At 68.2% G+C, this 14,734-nt stretch carries 15 protein-coding genes; 9 read left to right on the plus strand and 6 right to left on the minus strand.

Features of this window, described 5'->3' with window-relative positions:
• Positions 1-37 precede the first annotated feature (37 nt).
• From J0I43_RS06490 to J0I43_RS06500, 3 genes are all read left to right on the plus strand, one after another.
• The gene (locus J0I43_RS06490; RefSeq protein WP_292860840.1) at positions 38-736 is read left to right on the plus strand and encodes a TetR/AcrR family transcriptional regulator C-terminal domain-containing protein; all 699 of its coding nucleotides are present in this window, start codon (positions 38-40) and stop codon (positions 734-736) included.
• A 101-nt stretch (positions 737-837) separates the two neighbouring features.
• Positions 838-2,631 carry a 1,4-alpha-glucan branching protein GlgB gene (gene glgB, locus J0I43_RS06495; RefSeq protein ID WP_292860843.1) on the plus strand — a complete coding sequence of 598 codons (1,794 nt, stop codon included), beginning with the start codon at positions 838-840 and terminating at the stop codon, positions 2,629-2,631.
• Between the two features lie 273 nt (positions 2,632-2,904).
• Complete coding sequence (locus J0I43_RS06500) at positions 2,905-3,903, plus strand: oxygenase MpaB family protein (protein WP_292860846.1); 999 nt, start codon at positions 2,905-2,907, stop codon at positions 3,901-3,903.
• Positions 3,904-4,216: 313 nt separating this feature from the next.
• Here J0I43_RS06500 and J0I43_RS06505 read toward each other — a convergent pair whose 3' ends face one another.
• Positions 4,217-4,711: a CarD family transcriptional regulator gene (locus J0I43_RS06505; RefSeq protein ID WP_292861932.1), complete on the minus strand. Its 495-nt coding sequence runs from the start codon at positions 4,709-4,711 to the stop codon at positions 4,217-4,219.
• Complete coding sequence (locus tag J0I43_RS06510) at positions 4,711-5,358, minus strand: TetR/AcrR family transcriptional regulator (RefSeq protein WP_292860849.1); 648 nt, start codon at positions 5,356-5,358, stop codon at positions 4,711-4,713. The genes J0I43_RS06505 and J0I43_RS06510 overlap by 1 nt, the downstream gene beginning before the upstream one ends.
• Before the next feature lie 668 nt (positions 5,359-6,026).
• Here J0I43_RS06510 and J0I43_RS06515 point away from each other — a divergent pair.
• Positions 6,027-7,403, plus strand: a complete 1,377-nt coding sequence (locus tag J0I43_RS06515) for a HEAT repeat domain-containing protein (protein ID WP_292860852.1) — start codon at positions 6,027-6,029, stop codon at positions 7,401-7,403.
• Positions 7,404-7,459: 56 nt separating this feature from the next.
• On the opposite strand, the gene J0I43_RS06520 is transcribed toward J0I43_RS06515, so the two are convergent.
• The gene (locus J0I43_RS06520) at positions 7,460-7,936 is read right to left on the minus strand and encodes an SRPBCC domain-containing protein (RefSeq protein WP_292860855.1); all 477 of its coding nucleotides are present in this window, start codon (positions 7,934-7,936) and stop codon (positions 7,460-7,462) included.
• Positions 7,937-7,952: 16 nt separating this feature from the next.
• On the opposite strand from J0I43_RS06520, the gene J0I43_RS06525 reads away from it, so the two are divergent.
• Positions 7,953-8,279 (plus strand): helix-turn-helix domain-containing protein, encoded by a 327-nt coding sequence (locus J0I43_RS06525; protein ID WP_292860858.1) that lies wholly within the window; start codon positions 7,953-7,955, stop codon positions 8,277-8,279.
• 7 nt (positions 8,280-8,286) lie between these two features.
• Here J0I43_RS06525 and J0I43_RS06530 read toward each other — a convergent pair whose 3' ends face one another.
• Positions 8,287-8,883, minus strand: a complete 597-nt coding sequence (locus J0I43_RS06530; RefSeq protein ID WP_292860861.1) for a TetR/AcrR family transcriptional regulator — start codon at positions 8,881-8,883, stop codon at positions 8,287-8,289.
• 86 nt (positions 8,884-8,969) lie between these two features.
• On the opposite strand from J0I43_RS06530, the gene J0I43_RS06535 reads away from it, so the two are divergent.
• Both J0I43_RS06535 and J0I43_RS06540 read left to right on the plus strand, forming a co-directional pair.
• On the plus strand, positions 8,970-9,356 hold the full coding sequence (locus J0I43_RS06535) for a DUF1304 domain-containing protein (protein ID WP_292861935.1): 387 nt from the start codon (positions 8,970-8,972) through the stop codon (positions 9,354-9,356).
• Positions 9,357-9,403: 47 nt separating this feature from the next.
• On the plus strand, positions 9,404-10,381 hold the full coding sequence (locus J0I43_RS06540; RefSeq protein WP_292860864.1) for a zinc-binding dehydrogenase: 978 nt from the start codon (positions 9,404-9,406) through the stop codon (positions 10,379-10,381).
• A 10-nt stretch (positions 10,382-10,391) separates the two neighbouring features.
• Here the strand turns inward: J0I43_RS06540 and nrdI are convergent, their stop codons facing one another.
• Entirely contained in the window at positions 10,392-10,835 is a 444-nt protein-coding gene (nrdI, locus tag J0I43_RS06545; protein WP_292860867.1) for a class Ib ribonucleoside-diphosphate reductase assembly flavoprotein NrdI, read from the minus strand.
• 69 nt (positions 10,836-10,904) lie between these two features.
• The gene (locus J0I43_RS06550) at positions 10,905-11,528 is read right to left on the minus strand and encodes a TetR/AcrR family transcriptional regulator (RefSeq protein ID WP_292860870.1); all 624 of its coding nucleotides are present in this window, start codon (positions 11,526-11,528) and stop codon (positions 10,905-10,907) included.
• Between the two features lie 100 nt (positions 11,529-11,628).
• Here J0I43_RS06550 and J0I43_RS06555 point away from each other — a divergent pair, with 100 nt between their 5' ends.
• Both J0I43_RS06555 and J0I43_RS06560 read left to right on the plus strand, forming a co-directional pair.
• Positions 11,629-13,122, plus strand: a complete 1,494-nt coding sequence (locus J0I43_RS06555; protein ID WP_292860873.1) for a cytosine permease — start codon at positions 11,629-11,631, stop codon at positions 13,120-13,122.
• Complete coding sequence (locus tag J0I43_RS06560; protein WP_292860876.1) at positions 13,119-14,726, plus strand: amidohydrolase; 1,608 nt, start codon at positions 13,119-13,121, stop codon at positions 14,724-14,726. The genes J0I43_RS06555 and J0I43_RS06560 overlap by 4 nt, the downstream gene beginning before the upstream one ends.
• Positions 14,727-14,734 lie beyond the last annotated feature (8 nt).

Consider the following 14,734-nt stretch of genomic DNA (forward strand, 5'->3'; position numbering starts at 1 on the left):
TCACTGGTGAGAGCGGGAGTTGGAGGGGGAGAGCAGCGTGCGGATCGCGTCTTCTCCGAAGCGTGGTGCCGGCGAAAAGGCCGGGATCGACGTGCGCACCATTGTGGCCAGCGCGCGGACCCTCTCCCCGGACGCGATGACGATGCAGGCCGTCGCTCAGCTCTTGGGCGTGGACCGGTCGGCGTTGAATCACCACGTGAAGGGCCGTCCCCAGCTCCTTCAGCTCGTGGCGCAGGCAGCGTTCGCAGACGGATTCGCTGACGTGGTGTTTCGGGATGACGAGGACTGGCGTTCGGCCAGCCGGATGTATGCCTGGGCCTACGCGCAGGCGCTCGGAGCTGCCGGCCCGCTGGTTCGTCATCTGACGGATGTCGGACAGGAGACGCGATTCCTTCGCGCCACCGAGGCCCTGCTCGGCCGACTGGTTGCCGGAGGTTTCAACGATGAGGCCGCGGTACGCTTCCTCGTCGCACTCGGATACGCGGCACGAGGGTGGATGCGAGATCGGATCGAGACCACCGAAGGCCTCGAGATGCGCCGTCCCGAGCAGACGCAGACTGCGCTGGGTGCCCGAGGTCACGACGCATTTCCGCACCTCGATCGTGTCAGCCGCAACCCTTTCGATACCTACGGGGTCAGCCAGTTGAACCACGTCCTCGACCTGTTGATCAAGGGCGCCGACGCGGAGCTCGCCTCAGGCGCGGCGAGCGCAGGCGCAGACGACTCGGGCGACTGACCGCCGGCGCATGGTTGGAGGATGAGTGCCCATCGACGCTCTGAAGCAGGCGTCGACCACACCGGCACCGTGCCCGCCGGACTCGGGCAAATTGGTGCACTGTGGTCGTCGAGAGAGTTAGCCGACCGTGGCGGCGCGCAGAGCATGCCGCCGCGCGACTGTGGAACGTCTTCGGCGCGCACCTCGACGACCCTGGCGAAGGAGTTCGGTTTCGCGTCTGGGCACCGAACGCGCGGGCGGTGCGAGTATTGGGCGGCTTCAACGATTGGACGGGCCGTGATGCGTCTCTGACGCAGATGGAGGACACGGGAGTCTGGGAGGGTGTCGTCGCCTCGGCGCGTGCGGGTGATCTGTATCGATTCGACATCCAGTCCGCCGGTGGCAGGTGGCAGCAGAAGTCAGATCCCTTCGCCCGAGAATCGGAGCGGCCGCCTTCGACCTCGTCCATCGTGGCCGGGTCGACCTCATTTCGATGGACGGATGACCATTGGCGCGCTGAGCAACGAGCGAAGGCACATCGGAACAGGCCGATCAGCATCTACGAGATGCATGTGGGCTCATGGCGCCAGGGTCTCGGATATCAAGACCTCATCGAACAGCTCATTCCCTACCTCGCGGCGCACGGGTTCACCCACGTGGAGTTCCTCCCGCTCGCCGAGCACCCCTTTGGCCCATCGTGGGGCTATCAGGTCACGGGCTACTTCGCGCCGACCAGTCGGTACGGAAAGCCCGACGATCTTCGATCTCTCATCGATGCCCTTCATGCCGCGCAGATCGGCGTGATCATGGATTGGGTGCCAGGGCACTTCCCGCGGGACGCGTTCGCGCTCGCGAGCTTCGACGGTTCGCCTGTGTTCGAGCACCCGGACCCGCAGCGCGGCGCGATGCCGGAGTGGGGCACCCTGGTCTTCGACTACGGGAGCCCTTGGGTGCGCGACTTCCTCGTCTCGAACGCGCTCTATTGGGTCGAGGAGTTCCACGTGGACGGCATACGTGTGGACGCGGTCGCTTCCATGCTGTTCCGTGACTTCGGCCGAGAGCCGGGGAAGTGGCAGAACAACGCGCTGGGCGACCGACGTCACCTCGAAGGCATCGCCTTCTTGGCGGAGTTGACGGAGGCCGTGCATCTGGATCACCCCGAGGTCCTCCTGATCGCGGAGGACTCGAGTTCCTACTGGGGGGTCACTCGTCCGCTCGGAGAAGGCGGCCTGGGGTTCGACCTGAAATGGAACATGGGCTGGATGAACGACTCCCTTCGTGCGCTGGCTGCAACGGCGCAGGGGCGAGCATCCGGGAGCGATCTCGACCGAGTGCTGAACTCCCCGAGCGAGGAGAGGGATGTGCTCGCGCTCAGTCACGACGAGGTGACGCACGGCAAGGGCTCTCTGCTCGGGCGCGCCGGTGGGGATACTCCCGACGGGCATCGGTTGCTGCGCGCCTACCTCGCCTATGTGTGGGCGCATCCGGGAAAGAAACTGCTCTTCATGGGACAGGAGTACGGCCAATCCGACGAGTGGAGTGAGGCGAGGTCCTTGGACTGGCCACTCTCGGAAGGCGCCCACGCTGACACGGCGCGATTCGTCCGAGAGCTCAATGCGGCCTACGTCAGCATCCCCGCGATGTGGGCTGACGACCCCGCGACCGTACTGCACGCGCGCAACGCGGACGGCGCGCCGCTCGTTTTCGCCCGTCACGACGGAGAGATCGTCGTGGTCGCCGCGGTCAACCTGACCGGGGACCCGGTCCGGTGGGAGATCCCTGCGCGATGGGGTCGGCTCCGGGTGCGCGTGCGTTCCGATGCGCCAGCGGCCGGGCCCGGCGATGAGGTCGCAGGCCTCCTTCACGTGCCACCCGCAACGACGATCTGGCTCACCGGCACGTCGTTCTCGTTGTGATGCCCGGGCCGACGCCACGCGGACGTCCGGACGTGCGCGGGTGGTCGCCGGTGTGGCTCGGCGACGCGTCGATTCACTTTCTGTGGATGTCGCGGACGTCTGCTACATTTACGATATTCACGCTCGTGAATTAATGACGAGGAGGTCATGATGACATCTAGCGCTCCCGCTCGCGCACGAATCACCCCCGAGCAGAAGATCACTCGCGAGAATCTGATGGGCAGCGAACGCCGTTGGCGGCGATTCGGCGCGCCCGTGCCCGCAGGCGGAAGCTTGCGTGAGGGCACACCCGACTACGGCATCTTCGGGCCGGGCAGCGTGATGTGGGAGCTGATCCTCCACCCGTCGACGATCTTCTTCCATCACGCCGCGCAGCAGCTGTCGCAGGATGTGTACAAGCCGATCAAGGCGGGCATTCGTGATGGTGAGCCGATCGTGCGCAAGGCGGCCAAGGGCGAGTTCACCATTTTCGACGCTTTCGAGCGGCTGCAGCGCGGCGCCGCCATGCACCTCCCGATGTGGCTGGGCGACACGGAGACGGCGGAGCGCATGGCCGGGCATCTGCACAAGATCCACTCGCACGTCACGGGCGAGATCATCGACAGTGGGACGCCGGAGCTTGGCGGATACCTCGCCAGCTCTCCTCGGGAGTCGATGTGGGCGGGGATCACTGAGCTCCATCCCATGCTGCGCGCCTATGAGTCGTTCGCGTTTCAGGGGATGTTCGGCTCGCCGAAGCGTCTGCCAGATGACGTGCGCGACCAGTTCGTGCGGGAGATGGCGGCCTACCTCCGGCTGCACGGTGCGCCGGAGGAGGAGATTCCTTCGACGATGGAGGAGCTCGCAGCGCTGTATGAGACGTACGACGAGTACTTCGGCCACACTCCCACCATCTCGATCCGTCCGGAGGACGGCCAGAACTACGAGACGCTGCTGCGAGAGTCGTCGAAGAAGAACATCAACAGCTCGCACTTCAAGATCCTCGCCATCTTCGGGCTCATCAACGGGCTGCTCGGTAAGCCGGTGCTGGGAGCGCTTCCGAGCAAGACCCGCCGGGGGCATGGACTGAGCGAGAGAGCGGACCGCGGCGCGCTCCGTGCGCGCGTGCTCATCCGCCCGGTCGCATGGATTCTTCAGCGGGGACCCATCGAGCGGTACTTCATGCGCCTGCTGTGGGGTGAAGACGGCGTGATGCTGATCACGTCTGCGCGTGAATTGCACGAGAAGACGCTCGATGAGCGCCGTCGACGGGGCGAGCCCCGGTTCGGATGATCACGCGCTCCCTTGGGGCCAGTCTGCATCAGCACGTGAGACAGAGAAGTCGACGAGCATGCAGGAAATAGAAGGCAGACCGGGCACCGGTCTCGGCCAAGGTGGCTTCGCGAGCGCGCGGAGGACGTCGCCTGCGACGGGCCCGATGGTCGACGTGGACGAGGGAGGAGTGCTGCTCTCATGAGCGAGATGGCGATCGGCCAGCTGCGTATGGAAGAAGCGGTCGCGCGGCGCGGGCTGCGTTCGCCAGCGGGCGCTCTGGGCAGATCTCCGCTTCATCGAGTCACCTTCATCGAGGTGGGGGAGTCGATGACTAAGCAGCGACCTCTTCGCTGAGCGTCGTGTCGACGACAGCGGCTGCGCGTTCCGGCGTGCAGGCGAGAGTGAGCGCAAGCTCCGACTCGAGGATGATCCTCGCCTTCTGGAGCATCCTCTTCTCACCGGCAGACACTCCGCCCGTTGCGTCCCGTCGCCACAGGTCGCGGACGACCTCCGAGATCCGATAGATATCGCCACCGGCCATCTTCTCCTGGTTGGCCTTGAACCGGCGAGACCAGTTGCTGAACTCTTCCACAAGAGGCTCCCGCAGGACCGCGAGGACGCGGTTGAACTCGTCGCCATCGATGACGTTGCGTACGCCGACGTATTCGAACTTGGACAGCGGGAGCTGGATGGTCAGCTCCGTCGTGTGCACCCGCATCGTCGCATACAACTCATCGGTTCCTCGGACGCTGCGCGGGCGGAGATCAGTCACGGTCACAGCGCCATGATGCGGGTAGACGAGCGTGTCGCCGATGGTGACGTTCATCATGGAGTTTCCTTCTGTACTTCATGTGGAGCGGCAGGCGGAGTCGCCAACCAGCGGGGAGTGAGGGCGACGAGTTGATCGACGATCTCATCGTCACTGAGGTCGATCGTCCCAAGGAGCCACGCGACAAGCACCGACGCGACGCCTCCCGCGGTATGGATCGCGGTGACACGAGGATTCACCGATGCGTCGTTCCGGGTGCCTGCCACCGCGCTTTCGAACACCTCGATCGCGTACGACGCAACGAATCTCTCGTATGCGGCTCGCATTGCGTCGATGGCCAAAGCCGATCGATACATCTCGAAGTGTGCGACGAGGTGGCCGACGAGAAGCTCGTATCCACCGCGGGCAATCGCCTCTCGCGACGAGGGTTCGGAACCGGTGGTGATGGTCGTGCGGATCTCGGACAGGTTCTGCGCGAGGAAGGCCGAGGCGAAGTCGTCGAGATCTGTGAAATGCGTGTAGAAGGCGCTTCGGCTCACGCCTGCTGCCTCCACCAGTGTGCGAACGGTGAAGGGCTTCCGGCTCGATGTGGCCAGGTCGGCGGCCGCGCTGAAAAGGCGCGCCATCATTCGCCTCGTTCGTGGATCCATCTCCGTCGCCGCGCGACCCATGCGGGGTTCGAACATCACGCTGGTGGGTCTCATTGCCTCAACACTAACAGAACTTATGGACACATGTCCGCGAAGTGTCGTCGACGCAGTGCCGAGTCGTCGACTCAGGGCCGCGAAGGAGGTGCTCCTTCTGGCGGTGACTCCGATGAATATGTCAGTTCGACGAAGTGAGACACTCGACGTGATCCCGCCAGAGAGACTCCTCTCAGAGGCCGACCACCCCGACGGCAATCGCTACCGACGGGCAGCTCGCCCACCAGGCAACATCGCCGATGTCGAGATAGCTGCAGCCGTCCGGCACGGCATCACCCCCCAGGCAACTCGCGAACGGGCCTGTCGGAAAACGTGACGAGTAGAGTGCATTCCTGAAACGCAAAATCCCTGGTCAAGAGGTCTAACATGGATCATCATGATGCCCGGGGTCAAGCGGTCGCAAGTTAGAATCCTGTCATCCCGACCGGAACGCCCCGGTAGAGCTGAGGATCTGCCGTCGGGCGCGTGGAGCCACCTGGCCGCCTTCGAGGTGAGGTGGAATCGGTGGAACGTCGCCCGCACCCTCACGAGCGTGTGCGCTGTCGCATGCGTCGCGGGTGCGGGTTAGCGACACCGATTCGACGAGAGCGGCGGGCATCGGGGGCTCACTTCGCACTTCGTTTGACCTTCGCACCGTGACAGGGTTTTGCTGAGTGCAGGAGGTGGTCATGATGACCCAGACAGAGAAGAAGTCCGGTGCGGATGCCAAACTCCGGGAGGCGCTCGCAGCCGACGCCTCGTCCGCCCGGCTGCAGGCAGCACTCTCCGCAGGAACCCATCCCGATCCCGCGTTCATTGAGGTGCTCGTTGCGCGCTGCGCGATCGAACCGGACTTCTACGTGCGCGACATGCTTACGTGGGCGCTGATTCGTCATGATCGCGCAGAGGTCACTCGCCGGGTGCTCACGGAACTGGCATCCAACGTCCCGCAGGCGCGGAGCCAGGCGTTGCACACACTGTCGAAGATCGCCGACCCCGACACGTGGCCGGCGATCACCGCAGAACTGCTGCACGACGAGAATGACGACGTCGCCCGCACGGCCTGGCGAGCGGCCGCCGGCCTGGTGCCGGAAGGCCAGGAGGTGCCGCTCGCGGAGATCCTGGCCACGCAGTTCGGGCGCGGTGATCGCGACGTGCAGTTGAGTCTCAGTCGCGCGTTCGCAGACATCGGACCCGCCGCGGCACCGGTCGTCGAGCGTGCGAAGGCCCACGGCGAGGACGCAGCCCGACTGCACGCGATCGCGACCGAGCGGATCATGGCCGACCCCGAGGAAGGCTTCGACGCCGCCATCGCCGAGGCGCGAAAGGCTGTCGCGCTCCTGGCCGCGCCGCGTGTGGACGACCTGGTCCGCGTCCGCTCGAGCGAACCCACCGACTGGCGCGACGTGCTCCGCACGATCGCCCTGATGCGCGGCTTCGACGCGGACGACGCCTCTGAGCGCCAACGTCTCGCCCTCTCGCTCGGAACCAGCGAGCAGCGAGACATCCGCTCGATCGTGGATGCCGCATTGACCGAGACCGACCCCAACGCGGCCGGTGCCCTGGACTGGTCGATCGCACGCATCGGACACTCCGCCCTCCCGCTGATCATCGGCGCACTGGAATCACCCGAAGACCATCTTCGGCACCGCGCGGCAGAGATCCTCAGTCGCATGCGGACGCCCGAGGCATCCCACGCTCTCGCGGAGTGCATCCGCCACCCGGACGTCGTCGTCCGCGGACACGCCGCACTCGCCCGCGGACAACGGGGGGAAGCGGACGCGATCCCGGCCCTGTTCGAACTCGTCGCGGCGGGCCATCGCGATGTCGAAGCGTCGGACATGCTCGCGGCCCTCGCTGCGCAGCCGAGCAACGAAGACGGCATCCTACGGCTCATCGGTGCCGCGTTCTCGGCCAGCGGCGCTGCGGAGCGCCTGCGCCTCACCGCGACACTCGCCGACATCCCTTCGCCCGCGGCCGACGCAGTCCTGGCAGAGCTGACCGCCGATCACGATCATCGGGTCGCGCTCACCGCAACATCGATTCTCCGCTCACGCACGCGCTGACGGCGCGCAGATGATCCCCCTGGCCGCGCTCGGCGGCTCAGGGGGATCGTGAGTCTCTACTTGTAGAAGCCCTCGCGGAGGTTGATGCCGTGCTCGACCCACGCCTTGAGGGCGGCGAGCATGCCGGTCCAGCCTTCGCAGTTGCCGAACGCGTGTGCGGCGCCTTCGTCGGTCACGAGCCAGGAGGACTCGGTGATCGTCACGAGGGTCCGGGTGTCGCCGTCGATCGGGTCGAACGAGAACGTCACCCTCGTCGCGCCCTTCTCGCCGGTGGTGGCGACGCCGTCCCACTCGATGACGATTCTTCGAGGAGGATTCGCCTCCACGACGGTGACGGGAAGGATGCCGGGGAAGTCGTGGAACTCCCACGTCACGTCGGCTCCGGAAACGAGGCGCCCGTGCGCGCCGCCGGTCGTGAAGTAGCTCGAGAGCCGGGCGGGATCCGCCACGGCCTCGTAGACCTCCGCGCGCGGACGTGAGACGCGCCCGGAGACGGTGAAGGACAGCGTGTCGAGCGGCGATGCATCAGTCATGTTGTATTTTTATCACATGTCAATCCGGGCTGACCAGATCACCGACGACGATCGCGTGTTCATGGCGCTGGCGTCGCCCGTGCGTCGCCGTCTGCTCGACGCCCTCAAGCAGTCGACGCACACCACGGGGTCGCTGTGCGCGCTGCTGCCGGAGCTCGACCGGACGACGGTGCTGCAGCATCTGCGCGTACTGGAGAGGGCAGAGCTCCTCACCGGCCGCAAAGTCGGTCGCGAACGGCACTTGTCTCTCGCGCCGCTGCCGATCAAACGCATCCACGATCGCTGGATCAGCGATTACGCGCGTGCCGCGGTCGACCTGCTCGAAGACCTCGGCCGCGCGTAGCCGGTTCTCAGTTCGCGTGGGATGCCGCTTCGGCCGCCAATCCGATCGCGTCGTCGAGGTAGGACAGTGCCGCATCGGGGTCGACGCGCACGACCGTCATCGCGGCGATGACGTACGCCGTGCAGGCGCTGGCGGTGCGCTGAGAGGCCGCCGCGTCGAGATCGGGATGCGCGGCGGCCATACCCTTCGCTATCGCCGACGAGAGCTCGAGACGGTACGCACGCACGACCGCGCGCGCCGTCTCGTCGTCGGCGACCGACGTCGTCGCGGTGTTCAGCAGGAGGCATCCGTTCGAGGCCAGCGGCAGTGCGGGGTCGGCCATCGCTGCGCGCAGGCCGGTCAGGTAATCGACGAGCGCTCCGGGCGCGACATTATCCGTCTGCAGTGGCGCTAAGCGCGGGCGCACCACCTCGGTGAGGTAGGCGTCCACAGCGGCGTCGAACAGCCCGCGCTTGCTGCCGAAGCTGTGGTAAATGCTCGAGCGGCTGAGACCCGTCGCCTCCTCGAGCTCGGGCACGGCGGTCGCCTCGAACCCCCGGTCCCAGAACACGCCGAGGGCGGCGCGCGCGGCATCCGTCTCGTCGAAGCTGCGTGTGCGGCCCATGTCTGCCTCCGGTTTGCGTAATGACCGTTCCAGTATATATTGGAACGGTCGGTTCACTAACCGGCATCCCCGACCGAGGAGCCCTCATGATCATCGCCGGACTCGTCTTCGCCGCGCTCGCCGCGCTGCTGCACGTCTACATCTTCTGGATGGAGTCGCTCGCGTGGGACGGCCCCCAGGCCCGCAAGACCTTCGGCGTCCCCGACACGGAGCGCGAGGCGACGCGCGGCTTCGCGTTCAATCAGGGGTTCTACAACCTCTTCCTCGCGATCGCGGCGATCCTGGGCATCGTCGTAACGATCGCCGGTGCCTCGGCCGTCGGCCTGACGCTCGTGCTCACCGGAACGGGTTCGATGCTCGCCGCCGCGCTGGTGCTCCTCCTCTCGTCGCCCGACAAGCGGCGCGCCGCGGTGACGCAGGGCTTCCTGCCGCTCCTCGCCGTCGTCGCGATCGTCATCGGCCTGCTCGTCTGAGCGGGCCCCGCTCTCCCTCCATCAGAGACACCAGAAAGTAGACACGCATGCGCGCGCTCGTCCACGACACCTTCGGCGACCCCGCCGACGTCCTCCGCGTCGCGGAGGTCGACACCCCCGAGCCCGGACCGGGCCAGGTGCGGGTCCGCACCCTCCTCGCTCCGATCCACAACCACGACCTGTGGACGATTCGCGGCACGTACGGCTACAAGCCCGAGCTGCCGGCACGCTCCGGCACGGAGGCGCTCGGCGTCGTGGATGCCGTCGGCGAAGGCGTCACGACGTTGCAGCCCGGCCAGCGCGTCGTCACGGGCGGAACCTTCGGCGTGTGGGCCGAGTACTTCGTCGCTCCTGCCGCCGCGCTCATCCCCGTGCCGGACGGCATCGCCGACGAGGCCGCCGCTCAGCTCGTGTCGATGCCCTTCAGCGCCCTCAGCCTCCTCGAGTACCTCGATGTCGAGCCGGGGCAGTGGATCGCGCAGAACACCGCGAACGGCGCGGTCGGCCGCCTCGTCGCGCAGCTGGCCGCGGCGCGTGGCATCCATGTCCTCGGTCTCGTTCGGCGCGCCGACGGCGTCGACGAGCTCGCTGCGGCGGGCATCACCGGCGTCGTCGCGACCGATCAGGACGGCTGGCGTGAGCGTGCGCTCGAGATCACCGGTGGTGCGCCGATCGTCGCGGGCGTCGACTCGGTCGGAGGGTCATCGAGCGGCGACGTCCTCTCGCTCCTCGCCGAGAACGGCACGCTCGTCGTCTTCGGCGCGATGGCATCGCCGACGATGGAGCTGCCCTCCGGGGCCGTCATCTTCGGTCAGCTCACCGTCAAGGGCTTCTGGGGCAGTAAGGTCAGCGCCGCGATGGACCCCGCCCGGCGGGCGGCGCTGATCGGCGAGATCATCACGCGCGTCGCCGAGGGGTCACTGTCGCTCCCGGTGGCCGCTGTCCACGCGTTCGACGATGCGGCCGTCGCGGCGCGCGAGAACTTCGCACCGGGCCGCGTCGGCAAGCTGCTGTTGCGCCCCTGAGTCCACGAGTTCACCCTGACGTCGAGCGCCCGCGGGACAGCGCGGCATCCAGCTCGTCGAGGATCCGCGCGCATGTTTCGACGTCCTCGGGCGTGCCCGACAGCTCGAATTCGAAGAGCACCGGACGGCCGGATGCCGCGGCGAGCTCGCGCGCGGCGGCCTGGTAGTACGCGCCGAAGTTGCGGTTGCCCGAGCCGATGATCCCGACGAGCCGGCGCCGGTTCGCGGGGGAGCGCAGGAACGCCTTCACGGGAGCCGGGAGTGTCACTTCGTCGGCGTTGCCGGCCTTGTACGAGGGGGTGAGGAGCACCCAGGGCGTCTCCAGCTCGCGGCGGCGCACCGCGGCATCCGCCAGATTGTGCGTTTCCCGCCCCGTCGCAGCGGAGAGGTGCTCGGCGAAGCGCCCCGTCAGGTTCGACACCGACGAATAGTAGTAGACGGGAACGGATGCCACGGCTCCAGTCTGCGCGGCACGCCGCGGCCGCGCTTCCGCCCGCCCCGGGTCAATTCGCCGTCTCCGCGCTCAGCCGAGCGATCCGCGCTCCAGTCCCAATGTCCACTCCGTGACGTCGGCGACGAAGCGCGCGTGGACCGGGTCGTCGAGTGCGCCCGCGCTGTTGGCATACGAACCGCTGCCGTCGACGGCGAGCAGGATGCGGGTGCACGCGGCCTCCGCGTCGACGTCGGCGAAGACGCCCGCGTCGATGCCCGCCTGCACGATGCCGATGAGGGCCGTCCGGTCGAGACGGTCCTGCTCGTCGAGGGCCGCACCGAGCGTGGGGGAGAAGCGGGAGAGATGCCGCGCATTCAGCCACATGCGCGCCAGGGGCGCCGACGCGCCGCTGCGCAGATGGTCCACGAAATGGCGCAGGCGCGCGAGGGGCGTGCCGTCGGCGGGGAAGAAGTGGTCGCGTTCGCGCACGGCCGCCTGGACGAACGCTTCGATGACCAGGTCCTCTGCGGCGGGGAAGTAGTGGGTGATCAGCCCGGGCCGCACGCCGAGTCGCTCGGCGACCGACCGCAACGTGATGCGCTCGAGCCCCTCGTCGATCGCGATCGCGGCGGCGGCGTCGAGGATCTCGGCGCGGCGCTCTTCGGGGCGTTTGCGCACCCGTGGAACGGCTTCGGAAGAAATGCTTGACGTCACGCCCGCCATGTTATTGAATGTGTGACCAATAGTCCATTGGTCATGCGACCAATACGAATGACCGTCGCCGAGCACCGTGGCTCGGTCCGAGAGGAAGCCCATGTCAGGCACACCCGCGCAGGATGCCGCATTCGTCGACACCGCGTCCCGCCCCGAGACTCGGGGGATCGAGCTCATCTCCGACGCCGAGCGGCATGGTCGCGCCCGCGACCTGTTCCTCATCTGGGCGGCGCCGAGCGTCAGCATCCTGAACTTCACGATCGGCGCGACCATGATCCTGCTGGGCCTCGAGCTGTGGCAGGCGATCGCGGTGATCCTGGTGGCATCCCTCCTCTGGGTCTTCCCCGGTCTGATCGCCGCCAGCGGACCCGCCGCCGGCACGAGCGGCTCGGTCGTGACGCGAGCGATGTACGGCATCATCGGTAACCGGCTGTTCGTCGCGTTCGTCGGCTGGTTCATCGGCGCCGTGTTCCTCTCGCTCACCTGGCTCGCGTCGTCGTTCATGGGCGCGGATCTGCTGGGCCGGTTGGGGCTGACCGACCCCGTGTGGGCGCCGATCGGGGTGACCCTCGTCGTCTCGGCCGTCACGATCCTCGTCGCGATCTTCGGGCACGGCCTGATCCTCCGGGCGTACCCGGCCATGTCGGCGGTGCTGTTCGTCATCTTCGTGCTCGTCGCCGCGTTCGTCCTGCCGACGGCGGACTGGAGCTACCGCGCACCCGAGCCCCTCAGCGGCCTCGCGCTGCTCTCCGCCCTGTCGATCGGCTTCACGATCCTCGCCTCGACGCCGCTGTCGTTCATCAACAGCCCCGACATCGCGCGCTACCTGCCGCGTTCGATCAAGCCGGCGCACATCGCGTGGGCGACGGGTCTCGGCGGTGCCATCCCGTCCATCGTGTTCACGTCGGTGGGTGCGCTGCTCGCGACGGGCGTGAAGAGCGGGTTCGACGCCGGCATCGACGCGATCCTGTTCGACCTCCTCCCGGTGTGGCTCGGCCCCGTTCTCGTGCTGGGCGTCGTCGTCAACACGATCGCGCTCAACGCGATGACGGCGTACACCTCGTCGATGGCTCTGCAGGCGATCGGGCTGCCGCTGCGCCGCATCCCCGCCGCGATCATCGTCGGCGTCGTGGGCACGGCACTGACGATCTACCTCGTGCTCACCTCGAGCCTGCTGGCGGCGGCGAACCTCATGCTGCAGTTCCTCGTCGTGGTGTCGGGGCCGGCGATGGCCATCTACGTCGTCGATGCCCTCTGGCGGCGCTACCGCTACGACGGCGAGGACCTCTTCGATGAGCGCGCGGGCGGCCGGTTCTGGTACACCGGCGGATGGAGCGTCCCCGGCGTCGGCGCGCTGCTGATCGGCGCGTTCGTCACACTCATGTGCCTGTCGACGGACATCTGGGTCGGTCCCGTCGCCGCCGCCCTCGGGGGTGTCGACGTGTCGGTCCCGGCGGGCATGCTGGTCGCCAGCGTCGGCTACGCCGTGCTCCTGCGCACGCCGCTCGGAGCCGGTGGACGCCCCGATGCCCGAGACGCCAGGGACGGCGCCGTCGTCGGCGCCTCCGCCCTCGACGAAAGGAGCCGCGCATGACCCGCGCGTACGTCAACGGCCGCATCTTCACCGCCGAGACCGACCCGGCGCGCGCGTGGGCGACCGCGTTCACCGTGGAGGGGGACGGGTTCGGGTTCGTCGGTGCGGATGCCGATGTCCCCGCCGCCGCGGAGACGATCGAACTCGGTGGCCGGCTCGTGCTGCCGGGCGTGACCGACGCGCACACCCACCTGCTGCACATGGGCGCCGCGCTCGGGCAGGTGCCGTTGACGGACGCGCGTTCGCTCGACGAGATCCAGGCGCGACTGGCCGCGGCCCGCGCCGCCGACCCGGAGGCGCCGACACTCCGCGGCCGCGGCTGGCTGTTCGACTCGATCCCCGGCGGCCGCCCCACCGCGGCGATGATCGACGCCGTCGTCGCGGACGTCCCCGTGTATCTCGACGCGAACGACCTGCACTCGACGTGGGTGAACTCGGCGGCCCTGGCCGAGCTCGGCATCACGCGAGACACGCCCGACCCCATTGGCGGGTCGATCGGCCGCGACGCGCACGGTGAGCCGAACGGCATGCTGTGGGAGACCGCGGCCGTGCAGTACGCATGGGCGCAGCGCGACGCCGCCGCGACCGACGCCGATCGCGACGCCGACGTCGAGCGCGCGATCGAGACATACCTGGCCGCGGGGGTGACGGCCGTCGTCGACATGGCCTTCGACGAGTACGGGCTCGCCGCCCTCGAGCGCGCTGCCGCGCGGCGCGGGGGAGCGCTGCCGCTGCGCGTCGCGGCGCACTGGCTCATCACGAACACGGGCGACGACACGCAGAACCTCGCGCAGGTGCAGCGGGCGGTCGACCTCGCCGCGGCGCCGTCGAGCCCGTGGCTGCGCGTCGTGGGCATCAAGCTGATCCTCGACGGCGTCATCGACGCGTGCACGGCGGCGATGCGGCATCCCTACGCGGACGGTTCGAACGCCGAGCCGATCTGGTCGCCGGCGCAGCTGCAGCCGGTCGTCGATGCGGCGGATGCCGCGGGGCTGCAGATCGCGCAGCACGCGATCGGCGACCTCGCGAGTCAGATCGCGCTCGACGCGCTGGAACAGGCCGTCGCCGCCAACGGCGAGATCCCGCGCCGACACCGGATCGAGCACCTCGAGTACGCCGCCCCCGGCACCGCCGAGCGGATGGCGCGACTCGGGGTGACGGCATCCATGCAGCCCGTCCACGCGGACCCGGCCATCTTCGCCAACTGGGCCGAGATGCTCGGCGACGCACGCGTCGAGCGCGCGTTCCCCTGGCCGGAGTACGAGGATGCCGGCGCGCTGCTCGCGTTCTCGACCGACGCGCCCACGGCGCCGCACGACGCGCTCGCCAATATGTACGTCGCGACCACGCGGGCGTCGGCGCTCGACCCCGTCGTGCCGGCGACGCACCCGCAGTACGCGCTGCCGCTCGAGCGCGCGCTCGGGCACGCGACGCGCGATGCCGCGGCATCCGTCGGCGACGGAGGCTGGCGCGGACGGATCGCGCCCGGCTGCGCGGCCGACTTCGCCGTCGTCGACACCGACGTGTTCGAGGCCGCACCGACGGCGCTGCTGAGCGCCCGTATCGTCGAGACGGTCGTCGCGGGCGTCCGCCGGCACGGGTGAGCGCCGCG

This window comes from Microbacterium sp. (genome assembly GCF_017305435.1).
GTDB lineage: Bacteria > Actinomycetota > Actinomycetes > Actinomycetales > Microbacteriaceae > Microbacterium.

Coding starts and splice junctions, on each gene's coding strand:
- J0I43_RS06505 (WP_292861932.1), bottom strand. CDS start 4,711: ATGAACGTCACCATCGGCGACACGCTCGTCTACCCGCATCATGGCGCT.
- J0I43_RS06510 (WP_292860849.1), bottom strand. CDS start 5,358: ATGAGACCCACCAGCGTGATGTTCGAACCCCGCATGGGTCGCGCGGCG.
- J0I43_RS06515 (WP_292860852.1), top strand. CDS start 6,027: ATGATGACCCAGACAGAGAAGAAGTCCGGTGCGGATGCCAAACTCCGG.
- J0I43_RS06520 (WP_292860855.1), bottom strand. CDS start 7,936: ATGACTGATGCATCGCCGCTCGACACGCTGTCCTTCACCGTCTCCGGG.
- J0I43_RS06525 (WP_292860858.1), top strand. CDS start 7,953: ATGTCAATCCGGGCTGACCAGATCACCGACGACGATCGCGTGTTCATG.
- J0I43_RS06530 (WP_292860861.1), bottom strand. CDS start 8,883: ATGGGCCGCACACGCAGCTTCGACGAGACGGATGCCGCGCGCGCCGCC.
- J0I43_RS06535 (WP_292861935.1), top strand. CDS start 8,970: ATGATCATCGCCGGACTCGTCTTCGCCGCGCTCGCCGCGCTGCTGCAC.
- J0I43_RS06540 (WP_292860864.1), top strand. CDS start 9,404: ATGCGCGCGCTCGTCCACGACACCTTCGGCGACCCCGCCGACGTCCTC.
- J0I43_RS06555 (WP_292860873.1), top strand. CDS start 11,629: ATGTCAGGCACACCCGCGCAGGATGCCGCATTCGTCGACACCGCGTCC.
- J0I43_RS06560 (WP_292860876.1), top strand. CDS start 13,119: ATGACCCGCGCGTACGTCAACGGCCGCATCTTCACCGCCGAGACCGAC.